Raw genomic sequence first — 23,046 nt, 5'->3', positions numbered from 1 at the left:
TTACTATGAGGTGATTTTTAGATCGATCCTCAAAAAGTATAGTTCATCTTCCAAAAACAGTAAAGAGACCGAACCTTAGGCCCGGCCTCATTTCTACATGAAGCCTTACATCGTTCTCGCGAAATCCAACAAAGCTTTGGACATGCTGTTGATCTCGTCCGTAGATGCATTCACTTGCTGAGTTAGGGCGGCTTGTGTCTGTGTCAGCGTAGACATGTTCCCGATATTGTGCAAAATCCGCTCGATGAGTGTCTTCATTTCGTCCAGACTGGTCTCGATATTTCCGGTCGCATCAGCACTGTGAATAGCGAGTTTTCTCACTTCATCTGCGACTACCGCAAAACCCCGCCCCTGCTCGCCCGCACGCGATGCCTCAATGGCAGCATTCAGACCCAGCAGATTCGTTTGATTTGCAATCTCTTTAATGAAGTTGGAAATGTTTTGTGTCTCTTCTGCACTGACTTTGGCTTGATTCGCTGCGTCTGTCGATTGCTCCTGAGCCGTAGCCAGCTCCTGCGCTTGGTTACTAACCGAATTAACACCATTCACCATTTCCGTAATGGAATCGGAGAGATGCTGGATCTTGAGCGTGAGTTCATCCGCAATAGCCTGCTTTTCCTTTTCTATTGTAATGTCACGAATGGTACCCGCAATCCGAATAGGCACTCCCTTGCTATCGCGCAATGTTTTTCCACTGCAATAATACCAGCGATGCTCACCATTCTTACGCACCAAACGACATTCCATTTCATAAGGTGTGCGCCCTGTATAATCATTTAAATGATCATTCAAAACTTTAATCGCCATTTCGGCGTCCTCAGGATACAGAATTGAAGCCCAACTGCTAAGCTTGCTTGGGAAATCTTGCTCATCCTTAAAGCCCAGCGTAGCCCGGAATTGCGGTGACCACCAAAATATACTATCCGGATTCTCAATGTCTCCTCCAATAATGTTTACATCGTAAGGAGCCTCCACCAAAACACGATTAATGAGATCGTATCTTGTAACCAATGCCTGAAGCTCCTCAGACTTAATCTTCTGATCGTGCACATCCAACAGAGCGCCTGCAATCCGAAGCGGCACTCCCTGCTGGTCACGGATCGTCGTTCCGGTAGCCCGGAACCAACGATATTCTCCATGCTTCAGCCTCAAACGATACTGTACGTCATAAGGGGTCTTTCCCGTAAAGTCCAGTAAATGATCAGACAATTCTGCCAAAGACCTGTCATAATCTTCGGGATGCAGCCGAGATGACCAGCTATCTAATACATTAGGGAAGTCCTTTTCGCTCTGATACCCCAGCATAGAACGGAATTCTTCTGACCATGTGAACGTATTACTTGGATTGACAGGATCACCCGCAATGACCTCCATGTCCCATAAGCCAATCTCTATAGCCTTGGTAACAAGCTTCAAACGGATATCAACATGTTGAGCATCATTTTTCATGGACTCTATCGCTTGGTTAACATTGTTTGCGATTTCTTGAACCTCAGGAGAAGCTGAGGAAACCTGTATTGCAGCAGAATAATCTTTTTGCTGTATTCTTTGTGAAAGTTTGCGGCTTTCTTCTACTAAAGGAGCAAGTGATTGAGACTCATTTTTCTTGAGAAACATATATGATCTTCCCTTCTAAGCCAATATATAAAACGGTATAATTTAATATCGGAATTTTATTAAGAATCATTATAATTAAATCTTTAATTACATAGGCATTAAGACTTATTTTTCATGTCCATATACCTATAATTCCATACAGGAAACATCGAAAAATGTCGAAAAAGGAAGAATTCTAACAAGTCTGGAAACAGAAAGGGCACCTTTGCATTACTGCGCAAAAGTGCTCTTTCTGTCAACTATTCAGTTCGTTATATCTTATTTAATTGAAGCAACGTATTCCTCGCCCTTTTCTTTATCATATTGGCCTTCCCATTTGGACATGACCACAGCGGCAAGCGAGTTACCTAATACATTAACTACCGTACGCGCCATATCCAGAATGCGATCAATACCAGCGATAAAAGCCAAACCCTCCAGCGGGAGGTTCACTGCTCCAAGCGTAGCGAGCAAAACGACAAAGGAAGCACCCGGCACACCTGCAATACCTTTGGAAGAAATAATTAATACTAGTACCAGCGTGATCTGTGTCGTGATTGGCAGATCAATACCATACATTTGGGCAATGAAAATCGCAGCCAGTGCCTGATACAGGGTGGAACCGTCCAGATTAAAAGAATACCCAATCGGAATGACAAAGGACGTAATTCCTTTAGGACATCCGAACTTCTCCATCTTCTCCATGATCTTAGGCAAAACACTTTCCGAACTGGCCGTCGAATATGCAAGCAACAGCTCACTTTTCAAAATTTTAATCATGGTCCAGAGACGGGTACCGCACAGCTTGGCGATAATTCCGAAAACAATCACAATGAACAGCGCCATGGAGCCGTACACCGACAAAACAAGCTTTAATAACGGCCATAATGAAGCCAACCCAAACTTGGCCACTGTCGTTCCAATCAGTGCAAATACTCCGAACGGAGCCAGGCGCATGACCTGATTGGTTACCCAGAACATGGCGTCGGCTACGCCTTCAAAGAAATTCAGCACAGGCTTGCCCTTGTCACCAATCGCCGCTACCCCTAGTCCAAACAGTACGGAGAAGAATATAATAGCGAGCATATCTCCCTCGCCCAGAGCTTGAATAACATTGGTAGGAACAATATGCACAATCGTATCTATAAAGCTATGGCCTGACTTCTCTGCAGTCTCCACATAGGAATGGATATCACTCTTCGCCAGGTGGGACATGTCCACGCCGTCACCAGGTCGAACCAGGTTGGCAACAAGCAGTCCGAACAGGATGGCGACTGTCGTTACAATCTCAAAGTACAGAATGGACTTTCCGCCAAGTTTACCTAGTTTTTTCATATCGCCCACGCCGGCAACGCCGATAATGAGCGTTGAGATCACAATAGGCACGACAATCATCTTGATCAAACGGATGAAAATATCGCCGATTGGCTTTAAGTAGACTTCCACCCCTGAATTGCCGTAAAATAAGGCACCAATAATAATACCTAAAGCCAGACCGATAAAGATTTGCATCGTCAAATTAATCTTTTTCACTTCGTGTCCCCCCCTGGCTGATTTGTATATTTTTGCAGTATGCTGTTCTTAATATTCAAATGATGTTATTTATACTACAATCTGATCTATAAAAACCGACAATTATCTACAGCTGCATTTATTTTTTTCTATAAATTCACAAACTTTAACGACGAGCCTGTGAATTTAGCTCACATTGCCTTTCTGACTGAATACCCAGGAGGTGAATATGAATGAAGTTGAACACGCTCCTTTTCCTGCTCATGCTTGTATTTGTACCGCTCGCAGGTGAGCTGAATATTCACCCGTTCGCTAATACATTCCGTCTCAGCTTTGGTACGCCTGTATTTTTTTTCTTTCTGTTATCTATTCGTCATATTCCGCCTGCATTATCGGGAGTGCTTGCAGGGATAGCGGTAGTCGCCTTTCGCATCTTACTCAATCATTACACTCAGTCCAGTCTTCTCTTCGAAGAGTTGCTGATCTTGCATGGCCCTACCTTTTTTTATTACATGGTCTACGGTCTGCTCTTCCAGCTCCTTAACATTAATGCTGAGCCTTACCGCGCACTCCGTGTGGGTATCCTCTCTGTAGGGATTGAGGTTGCCGCAAGTGTGTCGGAACTTAGCGTCCGGTGGAGTATTGACGGCGATTTCTGGGACATCATTAAGATCAGTAAAGTAGCTTTTATGGCTATGATCCGCAGCTTCTTCGTGCTTGGGTTTTATAATATGATTCGGTTAAATCAATCGGTCCAGCATGAAGAGGCACAAAGACAGCAGACGGAGCGAATTTTACTTCTTGTATCAGACTTGTATGAGGAGTCGGTCCAGTTAGGCAAAACGCTGTCACATGCAGAACAAATCACTCGTGAAAGCTACGAGCTGTACCGTGAACTGCAACAGGATGAATCTCTAAAGGATAGAGAACATTACGCCAGACAGGCACTTCGTATTTCCGGACAGGTTCACGAGATTAAAAAAGACAGCCAGCGGATTTTTGCTGGTTTGTCCAAGCTGATTGATGCCGAAAGCGGAGTGCATTACATGGCTTCTCAAGAGCTTGGGGAGCTCATCATCCGAACGAACAGCAAGTACGCCCAATCACTGGACAAGTCTATTCGTTTTACCCTAGATGTCGATCCTTTGTTGCCCAAGCTACATGTTTATACCGTTCTGACACTTATTAATAACCTGACAGCCAATGCGGTTGAAGCCATGAGGGACGACGGAAGGATTGACGTTTCTATTCGCTGTCTTCCGGGAAAAGAGGATATAGCTTCATTTAGTGTTACCGACAACGGTCCGGGTATTCCTCAGCGGAAACGGGAAATGGTCTTCACACCAGGGTATACGACCAAGTATGATGAGGAAGGACAACCGTCCACCGGTATGGGATTGTTTTATGTACGTGAGGTCGCGGAGAGCCTTGAAGGAACGATTGAACTACAACAGATTGAGGAAGAGAATACAGATAGATTACAGACCACTTTTAGAATTACATTGCCTTTACGGAAACTGACGGAGAAAGGAAGATAGCCCGGATGCGTTTTTATATTGTGGATGACGATCAAGGGATTCGTTCTATGCTGGCAGACATTATTGAAGACGAAGGTCTAGGGGAAGTCATCGGGGAAGCGGAGGATGGTTCCTATGTGAATAGCGGCCTGCTGGAGCTGAACCGGATTGATGTATTGCTAATTGACTTGCTGATGCCGCTTCGTGACGGCATTCAGACCGTGCGTGCACTCGGCGATCAATTCAGCGGCAAAATCATTATGATTTCTCGCATCGAATCCAAAAACATGATCGGCGAGGCGTACTCGCTCGGTATTGAATATTATGTGGCCAAGCCTTTGAATCGACTGGAGATTATTGCAGTTATTCATAAGGTGGCTGAGCGTCTGCGTATGCAGCAGTCGATTACGGATATCCAGCGGACGCTTCAAGGGTTGTCGATGTTCACATCGAATAACCCAACGGCAACGATTGAACCGACCCGAAACATCGTAACTTCCGGGCAGTTTCTGCTCTCCGAGATGGGAATGATCGGCGAAGCTGGGAGTATGGATTTGTTGGACATGCTGGAATTTCTGGACCAGTATGAGGAGGAAACAGGCAATCTGTCTCCCTATCTGTTCCCGCCGTTGAAGGATATATTTGCTAATGTAGCATCCAAACGGTTAGGGGCTTCAGCCTCAGCAGTAGAGCTGAGTAAGGAAATTAAAGCATCGGAGCAGCGTGTCCGCCGCGCTATTTTCCAGACGCTAAGCCATATAGTATCGCTCGGGTTGACTGACTATACCCATCCTAAATTTGAAAATTATGCATCCAAATTTTTTGACTTTACAGAAATCCGCAAAAAAATGCTGGAGCTACAAAACAATGTGGAGCCTTCACTGTCCCAAGCCCGCATTAATACGAAAAAGTTCGTACAGGTGCTCTATATGGAAGCAAAACGACTATTGCATTAAGAGAAAACGCACCTGCATCTCCTCATGTATCTATTACTCGGAGATAAAACAGGTGCCCATCGTTGATGATTAGATATCTCTTTAATCCAGACTCTTTCCCTGCCACTCCATAGCTTCCAAGAGATCTACACCATCGGACAGCAGACGTTTCAAGACATTCAGTTCTTCTGAGCTGTAACGATTTAAAAATTGAAATAACTGTTGCTGTACCTCAGCATGCAGTCGCTCATGTACAAGAAAGAGTTTTTTTCCCAACGGGGTTAGCCGAAAATAAATTTCTTTTTTGTTGTCGTTCAGCTGGGTTCTGCGAATCCAGCCTTCCTTGAGCAGCTTGGTGCTGACTTTCGAAACGGTACCTTTGCTCAGCTCCATTCGTTGCGCTAAGGTTGTAACATTGATCGGCTCATGCTGCCCGATACAATCCATAACGTGTACATCCGTCATATTGAGCGAAGTCATTCCATCAAAGTGCTCGCGGATTTCTTCGAGAAAGGTCATGCTCTCTCTTTGCTGATGCTGCTCCCACTGATGATTCATCTTAATAAGCAAATCATAGACATGCTGAACCGATGTCGCCTTTTCCATACGAACAAGTAGTCACTCCTTTGGCATACTCCTCCTTTCATTATAGCCCACATTTGTTTCACAAGAAACAATATGGTCATGTTATGAACATACCCTTTCCCCTTTATACCAATGTGGCAATGCCTTCCTTAATCACACTCAATATATCCGTTTGTTTCATAGAAATGGCCCAAGCGATATACCCATCCGGACGGATGAGAACCGTATGCACATCTCTCCATCCCACGGGCACTTCCTCGGCTACGGCCTCCACATATGAAATATGTGAAAGTGAGCTATGGTGAAACTCATTCGATACCTCATTATCCTGTGCAAGATGGAGAAGTACAAAGCGGCCTTCATGAAGAAGATCGTAAGCATACGTTGTCATTCCGTCAGGCAAATGCAATTCAAAATCAGCAAACCGTTTCCCGTTCAGTGGATGCTGCGGTATATTGCCAGCCGCTGGATAACATACATCCAGTGCACTAATCTGCTCTGCCATAGATTGATTAATTTCCGGATGGCGGAACCATTCCTCATGCAATTGGCGATGTGCCAATACAGCAGGCGTAAAGTCCAATAAGCGGGTCTGAACCTCGGTATTCCGTAAGAACTGCGTATTAACCGGATAACGTTCCTCATGATAGCTACTCAGCAGCGTGTCTGGAGCCCAGCCACGAATCACTCCGGCCAGCTTCCATCCCAGATTTGCCGCCTCTTGCAAGCCAACATTCATTCCCTGTCCACCTGCCGGGAAGTGGATATGCGCAGCATCACCTGCCAGCAGGATTCTCCCTTTACGATAGGTCTGCGCCTGCCGCGTTGCATTCCCGAATCGAGATAACCAGCGAGGATTGGATACCCCAAGATCTGTACCGAGCAGATCATACAGTCCTGTCTGCACTTCTTCCAGCGTCACAGGTACGTCCTTCGGAATCTCCATCATTCGCGGTGTAGTCAAAATAACCCGATAAATATCTGAATACACGGGGGCAATCATCACCCCACCTCGTTCACTATATTCGGAATGTACGCCACTTTCAGGCGGATTGGCTAACTCTACATCCGCCAATACAGCGGTCAAAGTCGTATCCGTGCCCGGAAAAGCAATCCCGGCTTGTTTACGCACGATGCTCCCAGCCCCATCCGCTCCTACGACATAAGCAGCCTTCATTACCGATACATTGGCTTGTGGTCCAGATGCGCATACACTCACCACCTCTACGCCCTGCTCGTGCTCTCGCACAGATACCACTTCCATGCCACGATGGACGACAACTCCCAGCTTGAGCGCATGCTCCTCGATCACTTGCTCTGTAATCACCTGTGGAATAAACAACGTATAATTAGAAGAACTATCAAGCACAGAAAAATCCAAGCGGGTATTCAGCATTGTAAAGTGACCCGTACGTATAGGTCTGCCGCGCTTCATAAACCGCTCCTTCAATCCACGCATATCAAACATCTCAAGCGTCCGTGGATGTAGCGTAAGCGCACGCGACTGGCCACTGGGCTCCTCTAAACGTTCAATTACACATACGCTTACGTTTGCTAATGCCAACTCAGCAGCTAACCACATTCCAACAGGTCCACCGCCTACTACAATCACCTCGTAATCCATGTTCACACCCCTATCTAACATCTTTATTTCCACCACCTAATTGTTTCACAAGAAACAATATATACATACGGAAAGCTCCCCTCAACATTTCCGCATGTACGAAACAACATATAAAGACTTTTTTATTGTTTCTCTCGAAACAATAATATTGTAATTTAATTGATAACAATTATCAACTACTTTATTATAGTGATTTCTACCCTTACTTTAAATCATGCACTCATTTCCATTTTATAAAATATAATTGTATAATCTTTAAATGAGACTAAGCTAGAATAAACTCTCCATCGAAGGGATGATTATACATGTCGGATGCCAACCAATTATTCGGTCAAGCGCTGGTTAAATCACTGGTCGGGGAACGTGGACACATTCGAGTCGCTCGCGCCTTGCCGGACATTGACATCGAACTGGCAGGGAAGAAAAATGCAGAAATGCCCTACAGCATTTATCAACTGCTGAAGCATATGATTTACTGGCAGCAATTTATGCTGGAGCATCTGGAAGGGCGGAAGCCCCAGCTTCCGGGCAATGTCATGGAAAGCTGGCCCCAAGAAACTGGACCGCAAAGCGAAGGGGCATGGCAGGCTGTCATTAACGAATTTCTACAGGGGGTAGATCGGGCTGTGCAAATTGCCGAAACTGCGCAACTGGATGAATCACTGGCTCATTTCCCAGGGGAAACAAAGGCGGGACTATTGCGAAATATCGCCTCCCATAATTCATATCATTTGGGTGAAATCGTACTGCTACGCCGGATCTATGGAGCTTGGCCACCACCAGGAGGTGGCTTTCCAGCTTAAAGGCAACACCACCGCTCTAATCAAGATTCCTTCCATCCGCCGCTTCATACCTCCATCATTGCATTGGGATTTAGGCACCGCGAGGAACTCGCTCGCGTAGCCTATATGGGAACCCGCTAACTCGACTTGAAGCCGTTCATCCGTAATCAAGTGCAATCCGAATAACGGTTCCCATGATGCAAGATCAAAGAGAGGTTTCGAGGTTATGGTGAGACACTTATATTTAAATCGTAATATCGCCTGTATGATCGTGATCAGCCTTATTGCTAACATGAGTGGGAGTATGATCCTTCCACTCTTTGCTATTTATGTAGAGCAATTCGGGATATCTACACTCGGCATGAGCATTTTATTTTCTCTGTTTTATGTGGGGAGATTTCTTGGTGGAGGCTTGGCAGGACGAATTTATGAAAAGATTGGCGCAAAATGCTTGGGGTTGAGCTTGCTTATTGCTGAAATCGCTTGTATGCTCCTGTTTCCAATTGCAACAAGTTTCATCGTTTTATCCATACTGAGACTCCTTCAGGGCTTGGTAGCTATAGGGCTAACCGTCTTTGTAAGAGTCACGATCAACCATATGAGCACCCTAGAGAATCGAGGTACGCTCAATGGATATATCGGCAGCAGTGAAGGCGCCGGTATGATTTTGGGGCCTCTTATGAGTGGAGCTATTGTTTCTTACTTTTCTTTATCCATTCCGTTTTATTTCGTTGCTATTTTCTCATGTATATCCTTCGTTGCCGTTTCAAGAATGACCTTCCTCCGTTCTCCCTTAAAGCCACAAGAACAGCATTCGCCCCATCTAGAACCCAAAGGAAAAACCATGTTAACGAAACAGTTACTTGTCTATTCTACCGTTCATTTTCTTGAAATGAGTGCATTCGCTATATTTTTAACATACTTCTCCATATATGCAACCTACAAGCTCCATTGGAGCCCCGCAGAAATTAGCTTAGCTTTTACAATTATCGGCATATCGACCTTCATCTCAGCGCCCTTTATTGGCAAAATATCTGATCTACTTAAGGATCGCCTAATGCTTTGTATCCTCGGTCTATTGTTGATCATGGTGGAAATCATCTTATTTCTTCGGTTCACAGAACCGTGGATCGTATACTTAGGGATGTTCATCGGAGGTGTAGGAGGAGCCAGCTATCTGGATTCCTTTTACTCACAACTAGGGGACGTTATTCCTGAGGAGAATAGAAGCTCATTTATTGGCAATGTCGTATCTTTGTCCGAATTGGGGGCCATTGTGTCTCCGATCATCGCAGGGGCACTCATGGAACGATTTAGCATCAACACTCCCTTTTACTACAATTTGATTTTGGTGTTGATTGCTATGGTTATCCAATATGTTATTCGTTTCAAGTCGAAATCTATAAGAAAAAGGCCAATTGCTTAAGCAAGTGGCCTCCTTTCTTTCTCACAGCTCCAACTCAACTGCAACCCCAAAATGATCCGATACAACTGGTCCTGTTTTCCCGTTCAGTACAACGGTTGAGGATTGTACCTGTGCAGCCTTATTGGAGAAGATAAAGTCAATGCGGAGCGGCTCCGCATTACTTTCCCAGCCAGCAATAGCTTTAATCACCGTGTGGCCATCATCACGTACTGCTGCATTCGGATAGGTGTCCGACCAGCCGGATTGCAGTACATAGTCATATCCTTCTCCGCGCACTTCAGCCGCGTTGTTGAAATCACCCATCATGAACACAGGAGTCGGAGCAAAAGAATTTAGCACTTTGGTTGTACGATCCCATAGTCCACGGAAGGATTCTTCATCATTCCACCAGTTAAAATGTCCACTTACAAACCAGGCCTGCACTCCGTCCACCACAGTTTGAATACCGACAATTTTACGTGAGCGGTAGTTGTCATAATCCTGTAGCGAGGAAACATATTCGTTCACCGTAGCTGTAATCGGTGTTTTCGACAGAATCGCCAACCCCTCGTCGTATTTGGCAAAACCAACATGCGCGGGAGCCCACGTCCAATGATAGCTATCAGACAATAGCCCGTTCAGCACATAAGCATAGTTATCACGCTTAATGACAACTTCAGGATCTGCGCTATGGTAAGTGCCCAAATCGTCCGCTGACAAAGGAGCCTCTTCCATGGACTGGTTCACTTCCTGTAAAGCAATGACATCAAACTGCTGTTCATCAATAAAAGCAGCCAGTTGCTTTAGCTTATCGTGCTGGTTTTCTTCCATCCAAGCATGTGCATTTAAGGTTAACAACTTCAAAGTAATCACCTGTTGAGTATGTCTTGTATATCTGATTTAAGCACATCAGCCTTCGGTCCGTAAACCGCCTGCACCCCATTATCTACTTTTATCAAGCCCAAGGCACCCAGCGCTTTCCACGTTTTTTCGTCCCCAACGGCATCTGTATCCTTAACCGTCACACGCAGACGGGTCATGCAAGCGTCCACCTCGACAATGTTCTGCTCACCCCCAAGTGTCTTGATGATATCCGTAGCCAGTTGATTTTGAGTGGAAGTAGCTGCCACACCCTCTGTCTTCGTACTCCCTGCCTCGGAAGTCCCTTGGGGCTCCTCATCCGTATAGTTCCCCAGTCTTCCCGGCGTAGCCATTTGGAATTTACCGATCATAAAATAAGCGATAAAGTAGGTTGCTACCGCAAACACCACGCAAGTCAGCACGAAGTTAATAATATCCTGCACCAACCCCGCATTTATAGACAACGGCATTCGGGTCAGCAGTTCAATCATACCAAATGAATGTAAACGCAAATGTATGATGTCGGCCATTCCGAACGCAATACCGGTAAGAATAGCATAAACCACATACAGCACAGGCGCCACGAACATAAACATGAATTCCAGTGGCTCCGTTACCCCTGTTAAAAAGACAGCTGCGGCTGCCGAAAAGATCATCGACTTGTACTTGCCGCGTTTGTCTTTGTCTACACGGCGATACATAGCCACCGCTAGTCCCATAAGGATACCTGCCCCACCAATCATTTGTCCTACCTTGAAGCGGGCAGGCGTCACGCCTTCCAACAAGCTATTGTAGGCTGTCGGATCGGTACCACGAAGCGCACTCAGGTCACTTGCCCAAGCCAGCCACAGCGGGTCTTGCCCGGCAACGACACTTCCTGCCCCGGAACCTGTAAGCGTTGTGTAAACGCCTCCAAGTTGAGTATAGTTAATAGGGACGGTCAGCATATGATGAAGTCCAAAAGGAATCAGCAGTCTTTCCAGTGTACCATAGACAAATGGTGCTACAAAAGGAGCCGATTCTCCCGAAGTCGCCAACCAAATGCCGAACTGATTAATCCCCCCCTGGACAAATGGCCAGATGGCAGACATGATCAAACTTACGATGACAGACCATAAAATCACGACAAAAGGAACAAAACGTTTACCGTTAAAAAAGGCTAAAGCGTCCGGCAGCTTGCGGTAATTATAGTACTTGTTAAATACCACCGCCCCGACGAATCCGGAGATGATACCGACAAACACGCCCATGTTGAGTGCAGGTGCTCCTAAGACAGAGGTGAAATAACCACTGACCGGAATCGATGCACCGAAGAGTGTATGGGTGGTTGCTCCCTCCTGGGTTAACATCTTCGATGATACGCCCAAAATCGTCCCTGTTGAAATATTAATGAGAACAAAGGCAATTAAAGCCGCAAAAGCCCCGCCCGCTCGTTCCTTAGCCCAGGAACCACCTATCGCTACCGCAAATAGAATGTGTAAGTTATTGATAATACCCCAACCCAAATTCTCCATGACCCCGCCGACGGTCAACCAGAAATGAATATCGCCAGCCAACATCGCCACTACTTTACCAAGCGAAATCATAATCCCGGCCGCCGGCATAACAGCAACAACCACAAGCAGTGCCTTCCCAAGCTTTTGCCAAAAATCAAATGATAGAAGTTTTTTCATGCTCGTTCAGTCTCCATCCCTTATAGTATGTATAGCATGGGTAGTACTCAAAAAATATTATGCAATCGGTTGCACAATTATTATAATGATATCGCTTTCTATTAGCAATACCCTAATTGTAAATATCTTGGTTAATAATGATAGAAACACTCGAAAAAACCGCGAATTTGTTGATTTTCGAGCAATATCGTATGATAGAACATAATATTTCCTGCTTGAGATAGCAAAAGGAGACGAAGACGATGGCAGTAACCATCAAAGATGTCGCAAAACGTGCTAATGTTGCTACTTCCACCGTATCCCGCGTCATTCAAGATAGCCCCAAAATCAGCGAAGCTACCAAGGTACGTGTCCGTAAAGAAATGAAGGCGCTTGGCTATGAACCCAACTATTCAGCTCAGAGTCTGGCTAACCGAGTCACACAGTCGATAGGCATTATTATGCCTGAATCGGATGTGGCGATCTTTCAAAATCCTTTCTTTCCGGAAAGTCTTCGCGGGATCAGCGAATGGGTGAACGAGCACAACTATACACTGTCGATTGTCACAGGCAAAACGAATGATGAATTGCTATCCCGCGTAAAGCTGATGACCCGGACCGGACGCGTTGACGGCTACATTGTCCTGTACTCCAAGCAAAAGGATAGCATCGTGGAGTATCTTCACAAAGAAAAAATTCCCTATACCGTAATCGGCAAGCCTCAACAGTTTGTCAGCGAAACCACCCATGTAGACAACGACAACTACCAGGCTGCCAAGGATGTGGTCACTTATTTGACTGGGCTGAATCATCAGCGCATTGCTTATGTTGGCGGTGATCAGGAACACATCGTGAATCTTGAAAGACTCCGAGGCTACCAAGATGCGCTACGAGAGGTTGGCTTGCCTCTACCGAAGGAATACGTGGTCAGAGAACCCTTTAATCTGGAGGACATGCGCGCGTTATTGCAGGCTACCCCGCCGCCTACTGCGATGATCGTTAGCGACGACCTTGTAGCCATGGCCGTACAGAAAATGCTTGCCCAGTTAGGCGTGTCCATGCCAGAGCAGTTATCCATGGTGAGCTTCAATAATCTAATGCTGGCTGAGCTGATGAATCCTCCTCTTACATCCGTGGATATTGATATCTTTACTCTGGGTTATCAGGCTGCCAAAAGCCTGATTGAAAAAATTGAGGACCCCAAGGAACTGACCAAACACATCATTGTGCCCCACCGAATCGTGGAGCGCAAATCCAGCCAGGTACTATGAATCTCTAAGAAATGGACAAGAACTGATTTTGTGGATATCCATAAAATCAGTTTTTTTGCGTTGACAGGGCAAACGGTTGCACTATATACTGAACTCGCTCATATATTGGTCTCGTTAAAACAACGATCTCATTTTCCGAGAGGGGTACGCACTCATGGTTTACAACCGATTATTTGACGTAGATAGTTGGAAGCTGACAACACACGCTCTACATAGCACACACATGCGATTACAGGAAAGCTTAACGTCCATAGGCAACGGTTATATGGGCATGCGCGGCAATTTCGAAGAAACGTATTCAGGGGATCATCATCAGGGAACTTATATCTCCGGTGTATGGTTCCCCGACAAAACAAAGGTCGGCTGGTGGAAAAACGGCTATCCTGAGTATTTTGGTAAGGTCATCAATGCCATGAACTTCATCGGCATCAATCTGATCGTAAACCAAGAGGAAGTAGACTTATTTACGGCACACATCAGCGATTTCGTGCAGGAGTTGGACATGAAACAGGGGATCCTGCGCCGCACCTGCACCGTGAACGATCAGGTTCGTATCACTACGGAGCGTTTTCTGAGCATCACCACTCGTGAGCTATGCCTGATTGATTACCAAGCAACGAATATAAGTGAGCAACCTCTAACTATAGAGCTTGTCCCCTATTTGGACGGCAATACGAAGAATGAAGACACGAACTATGATGAGGTTTTTTGGCTGGAGGAGGCCCGAGAGGTTCAGGAACAATTCATCAGCCTGTCCACAACAACTATAGATAATCCCTTCGGTATTCCGCGCTTTACCGTAAACGCTACCATGGGTATTGTGACCGAGGGACAGGATCAGCAGACGACGGAAGAGGGCTTTTTGTATGCTGCTCGCCACTATCAATACAGCGTCGCTCCGGGCGACAGTATCCAGCTGCAAAAATTTGTGGCTGTTACCACTTCACGGGATATGGAAAAGGACGCACTGATTCCACAAGCTGAACGCATCGCCGTAGAAGCTGTGAACAAAGGCTACACTTCTCTTAAACAGGAGCATGTCGCAGCTTGGGCCCGACGTTGGGACAAAGCAGATGTAGAAATAGAGGGCGATACGGAGGCCCAACAGGGAATACGCTTTAACATTTTCCAGCTGTTCTCTACGTACTACGGTGAAGATGCCCGTCTGAACATTGGTCCCAAGGGTTTTACAGGTGAAAAATATGGCGGTGCCACCTATTGGGACACAGAAGCATATGCCGTACCTATGTACCTGGCGCTCGCAGACCCGGATGTAACCCGAAATCTGCTGCTGTATCGCTACCAACAACTTGAGGGTGCCAAGCATAACGCGACCCAGCAAGGACTTCGGGGTGCACTGTACCCTATGGTCACTTTTACGGGTGTGGAATGCCATAACGAATGGGAAATTACCTTCGAGGAAATTCATCGTAACGGTGCCATTGCCTATGCCATTTACAATTACACCAACTATACGGGTGACTTGACCTATCTGCATGACTACGGCGTAGATGTACTGGTCGAAATTAGCCGCTTCTGGGCCGACCGGGTTCATTTTTCCAAAAGTCAGCAGCAGTATATGATCCACGGGGTTACCGGGCCAAACGAATACGAAAATAACGTCAATAACAACTGGTATACCAACACGCTGGCTGCATGGGTTTTGAAATATACATTATCGGTCTTGCCTCAAATTTCGACTGAGAAAGCGCAGCGCCTGGCAGTTACGGCTGATGAGCTTGCACATTGGCAGGATATCGTCACTCACATGTATTATCCCTATGATGAGGAGCGGGAAGTCTTCGTACAACACGATACCTTTATGGATAAGGATTTGCAGCCTGTATCCGCCCTTGATCCCAGCAACCTTCCACTAAACCAGAAATGGTCATGGGATAAAATCCTGCGTTCATGCTTCATTAAGCAGGCAGATGTGCTGCAAGGGCTGTATTTCTTTGGAGACCAGTTCACACTGGAGGAAAAAGCGCGCAATTTTGCATTTTACGAGCCCATGACTGTTCATGAATCCAGTCTGTCTCCTTCTATACACGCCGTGCTGGCCGCCGAACTCAAAATGGAGGAAAAAGCAGTCGAGATGTATAAGCGGACGGCCCGTCTGGATCTGGATAACTATAATAACGATACCGAAGACGGCCTTCATATCACTTCCATGACAGGAAGCTGGCTGGCGATTGTACAGGGATTTGCCGGGATGAGAACCTATAATGAAACATTAAGCTTCTCCCCCTTCCTGCCTCAAGACTGGAACAAGTATACGTTTAAAATCAACTATCGCGGTCGCTTGTTAAGTATTCTCGTACAGGAAAATGAAGTGAACATAACCCTGTTGGACGGAGAACCGCTGACGCTGGAGCTGTATGGACAGCCAACGCACATTACCAGTGGGCAGACGTTAATGACAAACAGCATTTCATAAATCGCGCAGACAGGGGGGAAAGCAAATGAAGGCAGTCATTTTCGACTTGGACGGAGTCATTACAGATACCGCCGAATATCATTTTCAGGCATGGGGCAGCTTGGCGGCAGCGCTCAGCATCCCTTTTGATCGGGAATTCAATGAACAGTTAAAAGGAATCAGCCGTACGGAATCGCTCGACAAAATACTGGCGCGCGGTAACCTGTCCGATACGTTTTCAGAAGAAGGCAAGCAAGAACTAGCCACACGGAAAAATACGGAGTATCAGCGGCTCATCTCAGCTGTAACTCCCTCGGACATTCTTCCAGGCATTAAAGCGCTTCTGACAGAACTTCGTGAAGCCCGAATCGGCATCGCTCTGGCCTCTGCAAGTAAAAATGCAGCGTTTATCCTGGAGCGACTGGAGCTAGCGTACTATTTTGACAGTGTGGTGGATGTTACCGCCATTCGGCATGGCAAGCCTGACCCGGAAATTTTCCTCACCGGAGCTGCAAATCTGGGCGTTCAGCCTGCCGATTGTATCGGTATAGAGGATGCACAGGCTGGCATACAGGCGATCAAGGGTGCCGGGATGTTTGCGGTCGGTGTAGGAACACCTTCACAAATGCAAGGGGCAGATATCGTGGTAGCCACGACTGCCGAGCTTTCTCTGAGCATGTTGGAGGCACATTTTTACGAGTTCAAAAAGTGACTCCACTCGGAGGAATTTATATGGCATTATCTCTAGGATAGAGTACCCTCGCCTCATAAGTATGACCAAAAACGGACACCACTGGTGTTCGTTTTTGTTTACATATACCCAAAAAACTCCCTCTGTCTCTCGCGTCTTCAGCTCCTCTATCGTTGAACACATTAGATTACCATTCCATGAATATTTATTACCATTTTACACATATTACATGCATAACTTTTGAAGGAGGAGGAGTCATGGCAAGATCACTCGAGGCGAAATTGGACCATCTACAAAAGACCCTGGGTCATCTTCCTGATGTCGTCTTCAAGAAAATGAATGTGGGTCAAACGGGGATTCATGTAATTATGATCTATCTCTCTGGTATTGCGGATACGAGCATCATTAACGAACAAATCGTCAAGCCGCTCATTTTAACTGGAATTCGTGAAAGTCACTCCCAAGTTAATCCCGAGAAAATAAAGGAGGAGCTGATACAGCAGACAGCATTTACGATCGATATGGAAGAAGAGACAGACCTTGAGACGTGTGTACACGAAGTGTTATCGGGAAATACCTGTCTGCTGATCGAAGGAACCGATGAAGTCTTTTTTGCGTCTACGGGCCAGTTTCCGTCGCGAAGTGTCGATGAACCAAGCACTGAAACTTTGGTTAGAGGACCGAGAGAAGGTTTTATTGAAGATTTGCAAAGCAACCTGGCAATGGTAAGGCGGCATATCAAAGATCTAAGTTTCAAAATAGATAAAATGACCATAGGAAGGAGATCCTCACGGAAGTTAGCGATCCTGTACATATCAGATATCGCAAATCCGGAGCTAGTTCAGGAAGTTAAACGAAGAGTCGAAACGATTGATGTGGACGATGCTTCCGATACCGGGATTATTGAGCAATGGATTGAGGAACATTCATGGTCTCCGTTCCCACAGATTCAAGCCTCTGAACGCTCGGATAAAGCTATAAATGCTTTAATGTCCGGAAGAGTTGTCATTATGCTTGATGGCACTCCTTTTGTCCTGATTGCTCCCATGACCTTCTGGATGCTGGCTCAATCCCCAGAGGATTATTACGAGCGTTTTCCTTTAGGAACATTTTTCCGCATGCTTCGTTTAATGGCTCTGTTCATTGCAACATTCCTGCCTTCGCTGTACGTTGCACTTATTTCTTTCCATCCCGGATTAATCCCGCCTGAGCTGGTGATGTCTATCGTTGCCTCAAGGGAAGGAATTCCTTTTCCCGTTTTTGTGGAAGCTCTAATTATGGAGTTAGCATTGGAAATACTACGCGAGGCAAGTCTGCGGCTACCTAAAGGCATAGGACAAGTCATCGGGATTGTAGGCGGTCTTGTTATTGGACAAGCCGCTGTCGAGGCGGCGATCGTAAGTGCTTTTCTGATTATTGTCGTTGGTCTTACTGCCATTGCGTCCTTTGCAAGCCCGCAGTACAGCGGCAGTATTGGAATCCGGCTTCTTCGTTTCCCCATTATGATGATCGCAGGGATTTATGGGCTGTATGGAGTGATTTTAGCCTTTATTTGTTTAGGCGTACACATGGTCCAGATCAAAAGCTTTGGAGTTCCTTACATGTCACCCCTAGCCCCAATTCGGCTAAGAGATCAACAAGATACTTTGGTTCGGGTTCCTTTTAAATATCTCAAAAAGCGCCCTATGATGCTAAAGACACAGGACGAAATACAATCTAACAGAAAAAGGAAGTAAACCTATGCTCTCTTACATCTTTCTGTTTCGTCGAACGCTATGGGTACAAAAATGCATCGCCGCCTGGATCGCATGTGTTCTCCTCACCGGTTGTTGGGATAGCAGAGAGATCGATAACTTGAGTATTATTCAAGGCGTCGCCATTGATACGGATCAGCAGGATATGCTGGAACTTACCTACCAGCACTTAATAGCGCAGAAATCCAGAAAAAATATGTATAGCAACGTAACAACCTTTGACAAAGATTCAATCCAGTCTGCTTCCAGGGAACAGGCCAAGCAGGTATCCCGTGCTCCTTTATATAGTTTTATTCGCTTGATTTTGATTAGTGAACAAGCTATACAAAAAACAAGAATCGACCAATTGTTAGATACGTTTACTCGCTCCTATAAACCGAGTCGAAAATCACTTGTTATGATTGTAAAAGGCAATGCGAAAGAAGCGCTCAATAAGATTGGCAAACATAAAGAGATACCTTCCATTGACCTTGAAGCATTGGCTAAAAATAGTGATTTCAATTCAAAAATACCTTATAGAATAACATTAGGGGAAATGTCTACACATATCTCACAAGGAGCTGACTTCCTCATTCAATGCCTAGAAAGCAATGACGGCAATCACTTCTCAGGAGCAGCTCTGGTCAGCGGCAAAACGAAAAAATTTGCTTATTGGCTGGACGAAGAGAATGTTATCGGGATCAACTGGATGCTGGGAAAAACGAAGGGTTCCATTATTAAAGCTGAGGACCCAAAGACGAAACAACACATGGTCTTTGAAGTTGAGGATGCCCATAGTAAACTTATTCCCCACCTCAATGGACAGGATCTCTCATTCACGGTTCGTATTAAAACAGATGTCAAATTAAACGAAAATTCGGTTAATTCTGAAGACTTCCTGAAGGAATCATTCATCCGAACCGCCAAAGAAGCGGCGCAAGATGAAATCAAACAGACCCTATCCCAATCGCTAAACACACTTCAGAAAGAAATGAGATCAGATGTAGTCGGTTTTGGAACAAAAGTAAAAGTGAACTATCCCGCTTACTGGGATCGGGTAAAGGAAAATTGGCAAGATACATTCAGTCAAATACCAATCGACGTTCAGGCTGAAGTACAGATTGAACGAACAGGTGCTTATACAAAAGGAGAGGGAGAGTAATGTCCAACATACCTTCCATGAAACAGGAAAAAATCTCCACAATTCAAGCCTTACTTACAGTCACTTCGACCGTGTACGCTGTGGGAATTGTCAGTTTGCCAAGAACCATCGCGGAAAAGACACAAACGCCCGACGTGTGGCAGGGACTTTTGCTGGCAAGTCTGCTTGGGGTAGGCGTCATTTTTATCCATGTTAAACTGTGCCGGAGATTTCCAGGGAAGACGTTCTATGAGCTCAATCCTGTGATCGCGGGTAAATTCATCGGCCTGCTCATCAATATTGCATTTATTGTACATTGCACGATGATCTGCTCTTTTGTATGTAGAATGATGGCGGAATTCCTCAAAGGTCTTGCACTGGAGAGAACCCCAATAAGTATGATTCTCTTACCGTTTCTTCTGCTTATTGGGTATTTGACCTGGGGCGGTCTCCATGCAATGGTTCGATTGATCGAGCTTTTTTTCCCTTTAACCCTTATTGTTTTTTTATTGTTGGTCGTTCTTAATGTCAACCATTTTAATCTTGATAATTTGCGCCCTGTTTTCCATAAAGGATGGCGTCCGATCTTTGAATCACTTAAAGTTATACCTTTCTCTACAATGGGTTTTGAATCCATCCTTATATTAACTAATGTGATGACCCACCCCCAAAAAGCATGGAAGGCTGGGTCAATCGGCTACTCGATTGCAATGGGTTTGTATATTTTAATGGTAACGATGGTCGTCGGCTGTATGTCAGTTGAGGAAGTTTCCCGACTGCAATGGCCAGTCGTTTCTTTTGCACAGCAAATTGAATTCCCCGGCGCGTTCCTGGAACGATTTGAAATATTATTTATCATTTTGTGGACGATCAAAATTTTCATGACCGCCTCAAACTATTATTTCTATATTGTAACGGGGATCAGCCAGCTCACCCAAAAGTGGAACGGGTATATCTGTTATCTCCCGTTAATTATATTATTTTGCCTGAGCATGTATCCCCAAAATTTTGTTGAGATAGGCAACTTCGATAAAATAATAGGTTATTTTGGAATTGCTGTATGCGCAGTAGTACCCTTGGTGCTTCTTGTTATCTCTATGGTCTTCCATCGAACAGAGAATCCGGGTGGGAAACAATAGAGAATGCCTCCCCATTCTTGCTGATGAGACTCAAGCCTTCTTACGCCACAGCGTAAGAGGGCTTTTTACTGCACTTGGCGGTTATACTTCGAAATTTTCCAACTGCTCCCTCCACTCAATTTATATCCGTGAACTGATATAATGGAAGAGTTAAGCAGTCATCGGATTAACTATTCTCTCTTAGGAGACTAATGCATATGAAACCAACCTATCTTATGGATGATATACAGTGGCAACAGCTTATTCAAAACGTGGCTGACCATTTTAATGATGTGACGATCAAACGAGGTTTCCAATATTTTAAGCAAGGAAAGGTAAAAGAATTCGTAATGCCTGATGCCGATCATATTGCAGCTGTCGTGGATGGAAGCGAGCTATACGAGGTGGATCTCCACTTGAGCGCTTTTGCTGCCAGCAGATGTACATGCCCTGTCCACGCCAACTGCAAGCATATGATCGCCGTACTACTGAATTACGCGAATGAACAGGAACGTTCTGTGCATGCTTTAGTGAACGCTCATTCGGCGGGATTCACTCGATTGTCGACAAAAGCTGACACGCGTAACACACATCCTTCCCGGTCGAATCTTTCACCGGATCACAAGGAAACAACAAGAAACGCCCTCAGTAAAACTGCAAGTAAAATACCGGACATGCCCATTTCAGAGTGGCATGATCTGTTCGATCAGTGTATCGCCCTTAATCGTGTGAACACACAAAACTCCCAATTTGTCCAAAGCGCTTTAGCCTCGATCTATGCTGTGAAGCCACCGCTTTCACCTGGTATGCAACAGCTATACGGACTGCATGCTCATCTGCGTGTGCTGGAAAAGCTGGTACCTCAGTCTTCCATGCCAGGCTATCCCTCTCATACCTATATGGGGTATTACACGCAAATTGCTGCCGATGAGCTTAAAGAAGCGATCGATCGTGATTTTGAGAGTCCACTGGAGCTGACCGATGAACCGATGCAAGAAGCCCGTATGGCAGAAACCTTAGCCTATTTACGCCGAAAAATGCTGACAGAATCGCGTAACGGTACTTATTTTTCAGACGCGTATTATCAGTTTTGGCTGTACTGGGTGCATCCCGTAAGACAGGACTCCAGCATATATACGGAGGAATTACAGCATTTGCAGGCGGCTGAGGAGGATCTCGGCACTACTTTAGCAAGGCTTCCGTGGATGTTGGCTCGCAGCTGGATGCATATTTTCCAATCGCAGGATAATGAAGCCTGGGTACTTCTTCAGGAAGCGGAACGAGCTTTTCCACTAAAAATCTCTTCCAACCAATTGCTTTTGTTCTTACAGGCGTTGCGTAAAGCTGAGAATTGGGCACGCCTCAAGGACGGACTGCGGCATATCGGTCCCCTGCTTCACAGTCATCGGGATGACCATTTACAGGATTATATGCATGATTGGGATGTGGTTTTGCAGCACCTTCCAGAAGCGGAGCAGGACATGTGGGACACGCTGGTGGGTATGCTTCCATTTGCCGGAGGAATGTATGAAGAGGCACTGCTTGCTCACGAGAAATGGCGGTCATGGATCGACTATCAGCTAAGCATACGCAGTGAACCTTTGAGTTTTCGAGTGAGCGTGTTACAGCCCATTGAAAAGAACGCGCCTGAGTTACTACTCCCCTTTTACCATCAAGCGGTAGAACGCTATGTGCTAGAAAAAAACAGATCCAGCTATAAAGCAGCAGTCAAGCTATTAAAGCGGCTGTTCAAGCTGTACAAGAAAATGAAGCAAGAATCACGCTGGGAGCTGTTCTTTACGACCTTCACCAGCCGTCATAGCCGCCTGCGGGCGCTACAGGAGGAATTGCGGAAAGGGAAATTGTTATCATGAGTCAATATACCGAAACGATTACCGTGCATATCCAATTAACTACCTATGGAGACGCGCTGATCTATGGCGATTCCTCCATGAACTATAGCATTTCCGGCCAAATTCTGAAGCAGCGTTTGTTTGCTTGGCATGAGGCTTCGTTTTATGGCACCGAGCTGGAGATTCAACATGTTCAAGACACGGATATTATCCTGCTGCCTTCGGAGCAGGTGATTCCTTTTCTGGCAGAGCGCGAGCTTCTAAAGCATATCGAATGGATCTGGGACGAGGCCCATGCCCCATGGCTTCAGCTGATCCCTTCGCTTGCTCACTGTATTGAAGCGAAAGCCTATG

General features: G+C 45.7%; 17 protein-coding genes. 11 read left to right on the top strand and 6 right to left on the bottom strand.

The window, feature by feature from the left end:
* Window positions 1–105 precede the first annotated feature (105 nt).
* Window positions 106–1,617: a PAS domain-containing protein gene (locus tag NSQ57_RS01300; RefSeq protein ID WP_029516892.1), complete on the bottom strand. Its 1,512-nt coding sequence runs from the start codon at window positions 1,615–1,617 to the stop codon at window positions 106–108.
* A 258-nt stretch (window positions 1,618–1,875) separates the two neighbouring features.
* Complete coding sequence (locus NSQ57_RS01295) at window positions 1,876–3,129, bottom strand: cation:dicarboxylase symporter family transporter (RefSeq protein ID WP_069010145.1); 1,254 nt, start codon at window positions 3,127–3,129, stop codon at window positions 1,876–1,878.
* A gap of 212 nt (window positions 3,130–3,341) precedes the next feature.
* Here NSQ57_RS01295 and NSQ57_RS01290 point away from each other — a divergent pair, with 212 nt between their 5' ends.
* Together NSQ57_RS01290 and NSQ57_RS01285 are read left to right on the top strand one after the other, a co-directional pair.
* Complete coding sequence (locus NSQ57_RS01290) at window positions 3,342–4,646, top strand: sensor histidine kinase (RefSeq protein WP_029516894.1); 1,305 nt, start codon at window positions 3,342–3,344, stop codon at window positions 4,644–4,646.
* 5 nt (window positions 4,647–4,651) lie between these two features.
* Complete coding sequence (locus NSQ57_RS01285; protein WP_013308322.1) at window positions 4,652–5,581, top strand: response regulator; 930 nt, start codon at window positions 4,652–4,654, stop codon at window positions 5,579–5,581.
* A gap of 81 nt (window positions 5,582–5,662) precedes the next feature.
* Here NSQ57_RS01285 and NSQ57_RS01280 read toward each other — a convergent pair whose 3' ends face one another.
* Both NSQ57_RS01280 and NSQ57_RS01275 read right to left on the bottom strand, forming a co-directional pair.
* Entirely contained in the window at window positions 5,663–6,166 is a 504-nt protein-coding gene (locus NSQ57_RS01280; RefSeq protein ID WP_049816963.1) for a MarR family transcriptional regulator, read from the bottom strand.
* 103 nt (window positions 6,167–6,269) lie between these two features.
* Window positions 6,270–7,769 (bottom strand): monooxygenase, encoded by a 1,500-nt coding sequence (locus NSQ57_RS01275; RefSeq protein ID WP_342425520.1) that lies wholly within the window; start codon window positions 7,767–7,769, stop codon window positions 6,270–6,272.
* Between the two features lie 305 nt (window positions 7,770–8,074).
* On the opposite strand from NSQ57_RS01275, the gene NSQ57_RS01270 reads away from it, so the two are divergent.
* Both NSQ57_RS01270 and NSQ57_RS01265 read left to right on the top strand, forming a co-directional pair.
* On the top strand, window positions 8,075–8,572 hold the full coding sequence (locus NSQ57_RS01270) for a DinB family protein (protein WP_029516896.1): 498 nt from the start codon (window positions 8,075–8,077) through the stop codon (window positions 8,570–8,572).
* Window positions 8,573–8,777: 205 nt separating this feature from the next.
* Window positions 8,778–9,977 (top strand): MFS transporter, encoded by a 1,200-nt coding sequence (locus NSQ57_RS01265; protein WP_342425519.1) that lies wholly within the window; start codon window positions 8,778–8,780, stop codon window positions 9,975–9,977.
* A gap of 21 nt (window positions 9,978–9,998) precedes the next feature.
* Here the strand turns inward: NSQ57_RS01265 and NSQ57_RS01260 are convergent, their stop codons facing one another.
* The gene (locus NSQ57_RS01260) at window positions 9,999–10,820 is read right to left on the bottom strand and encodes an endonuclease/exonuclease/phosphatase family protein (protein WP_340953785.1); all 822 of its coding nucleotides are present in this window, start codon (window positions 10,818–10,820) and stop codon (window positions 9,999–10,001) included.
* A gap of 5 nt (window positions 10,821–10,825) precedes the next feature.
* Entirely contained in the window at window positions 10,826–12,490 is a 1,665-nt protein-coding gene (locus NSQ57_RS01255; protein WP_029516898.1) for a PTS transporter subunit IIBC, read from the bottom strand.
* Between the two features lie 242 nt (window positions 12,491–12,732).
* Here NSQ57_RS01255 and NSQ57_RS01250 point away from each other — a divergent pair, with 242 nt between their 5' ends.
* The 7 genes from NSQ57_RS01250 to NSQ57_RS01220 all read left to right on the top strand — a co-directional run bounded on the left by NSQ57_RS01250 (window position 12,733) and on the right by NSQ57_RS01220 (window position 22,713).
* Complete coding sequence (locus NSQ57_RS01250) at window positions 12,733–13,740, top strand: LacI family DNA-binding transcriptional regulator (RefSeq protein ID WP_069010150.1); 1,008 nt, start codon at window positions 12,733–12,735, stop codon at window positions 13,738–13,740.
* A 154-nt stretch (window positions 13,741–13,894) separates the two neighbouring features.
* Window positions 13,895–16,177, top strand: a complete 2,283-nt coding sequence (locus tag NSQ57_RS01245; protein ID WP_318628160.1) for a glycoside hydrolase family 65 protein — start codon at window positions 13,895–13,897, stop codon at window positions 16,175–16,177.
* Window positions 16,178–16,202: 25 nt separating this feature from the next.
* Window positions 16,203–16,868: a beta-phosphoglucomutase gene (gene pgmB, locus NSQ57_RS01240; protein ID WP_025722091.1), complete on the top strand. Its 666-nt coding sequence runs from the start codon at window positions 16,203–16,205 to the stop codon at window positions 16,866–16,868.
* Between the two features lie 236 nt (window positions 16,869–17,104).
* Window positions 17,105–18,583, top strand: a complete 1,479-nt coding sequence (locus tag NSQ57_RS01235) for a spore germination protein (RefSeq protein ID WP_340884053.1) — start codon at window positions 17,105–17,107, stop codon at window positions 18,581–18,583.
* A gap of 4 nt (window positions 18,584–18,587) precedes the next feature.
* A complete protein-coding gene (locus NSQ57_RS01230; RefSeq protein WP_340931180.1) occupies window positions 18,588–19,742 on the top strand; it encodes a Ger(x)C family spore germination protein in 1,155 nt (384 codons plus the stop codon).
* Window positions 19,742–20,860, top strand: coding sequence for a GerAB/ArcD/ProY family transporter (locus tag NSQ57_RS01225; protein ID WP_340931179.1), 1,119 nt, complete (start codon window positions 19,742–19,744; stop codon window positions 20,858–20,860). Before NSQ57_RS01230 ends, NSQ57_RS01225 begins: the two co-directional genes overlap by 1 nt.
* Window positions 20,861–21,057: 197 nt before the next feature.
* Complete coding sequence (locus NSQ57_RS01220) at window positions 21,058–22,713, top strand: SWIM zinc finger family protein (protein WP_340931178.1); 1,656 nt, start codon at window positions 21,058–21,060, stop codon at window positions 22,711–22,713.
* The last annotated feature ends 333 nt before the right edge of the window (window positions 22,714–23,046 follow it).

This window comes from Paenibacillus sp. FSL L8-0502, from assembly GCF_038593055.1.
Classification (GTDB): domain Bacteria; phylum Bacillota; class Bacilli; order Paenibacillales; family Paenibacillaceae; genus Paenibacillus; species Paenibacillus polymyxa_D.
Note: the sequence above shows the minus strand (reverse complement) of the source record. Positions and strands in the feature narration are given on the sequence as shown.

What these genes read in the sequence shown, in the direction of transcription:
- NSQ57_RS01280 (WP_049816963.1), bottom strand. Translation starts at nt 6,166, where the DNA reads ATGGAAAAGGCGACATCGGTTCAGCATGTCTATGATTTGCTTATTAAG.
- NSQ57_RS01290 (WP_029516894.1), top strand. Translation starts at nt 3,342, where the DNA reads ATGAAGTTGAACACGCTCCTTTTCCTGCTCATGCTTGTATTTGTACCG.
- NSQ57_RS01285 (WP_013308322.1), top strand. Translation starts at nt 4,652, where the DNA reads ATGCGTTTTTATATTGTGGATGACGATCAAGGGATTCGTTCTATGCTG.
- NSQ57_RS01235 (WP_340884053.1), top strand. Translation starts at nt 17,105, where the DNA reads ATGGCAAGATCACTCGAGGCGAAATTGGACCATCTACAAAAGACCCTG.
- NSQ57_RS01220 (WP_340931178.1), top strand. Translation starts at nt 21,058, where the DNA reads ATGAAACCAACCTATCTTATGGATGATATACAGTGGCAACAGCTTATT.
- NSQ57_RS01300 (WP_029516892.1), bottom strand. Translation starts at nt 1,617, where the DNA reads ATGTTTCTCAAGAAAAATGAGTCTCAATCACTTGCTCCTTTAGTAGAA.
- NSQ57_RS01225 (WP_340931179.1), top strand. Translation starts at nt 19,742, where the DNA reads ATGTCCAACATACCTTCCATGAAACAGGAAAAAATCTCCACAATTCAA.
- NSQ57_RS01275 (WP_342425520.1), bottom strand. Translation starts at nt 7,769, where the DNA reads ATGGATTACGAGGTGATTGTAGTAGGCGGTGGACCTGTTGGAATGTGG.
- NSQ57_RS01250 (WP_069010150.1), top strand. Translation starts at nt 12,733, where the DNA reads ATGGCAGTAACCATCAAAGATGTCGCAAAACGTGCTAATGTTGCTACT.
- NSQ57_RS01270 (WP_029516896.1), top strand. Translation starts at nt 8,075, where the DNA reads ATGTCGGATGCCAACCAATTATTCGGTCAAGCGCTGGTTAAATCACTG.
- NSQ57_RS01245 (WP_318628160.1), top strand. Translation starts at nt 13,895, where the DNA reads ATGGTTTACAACCGATTATTTGACGTAGATAGTTGGAAGCTGACAACA.
- pgmB (WP_025722091.1), top strand. Translation starts at nt 16,203, where the DNA reads ATGAAGGCAGTCATTTTCGACTTGGACGGAGTCATTACAGATACCGCC.
- NSQ57_RS01265 (WP_342425519.1), top strand. Translation starts at nt 8,778, where the DNA reads ATGGTGAGACACTTATATTTAAATCGTAATATCGCCTGTATGATCGTG.
- NSQ57_RS01230 (WP_340931180.1), top strand. Translation starts at nt 18,588, where the DNA reads ATGCTCTCTTACATCTTTCTGTTTCGTCGAACGCTATGGGTACAAAAA.
- NSQ57_RS01255 (WP_029516898.1), bottom strand. Translation starts at nt 12,490, where the DNA reads ATGAAAAAACTTCTATCATTTGATTTTTGGCAAAAGCTTGGGAAGGCA.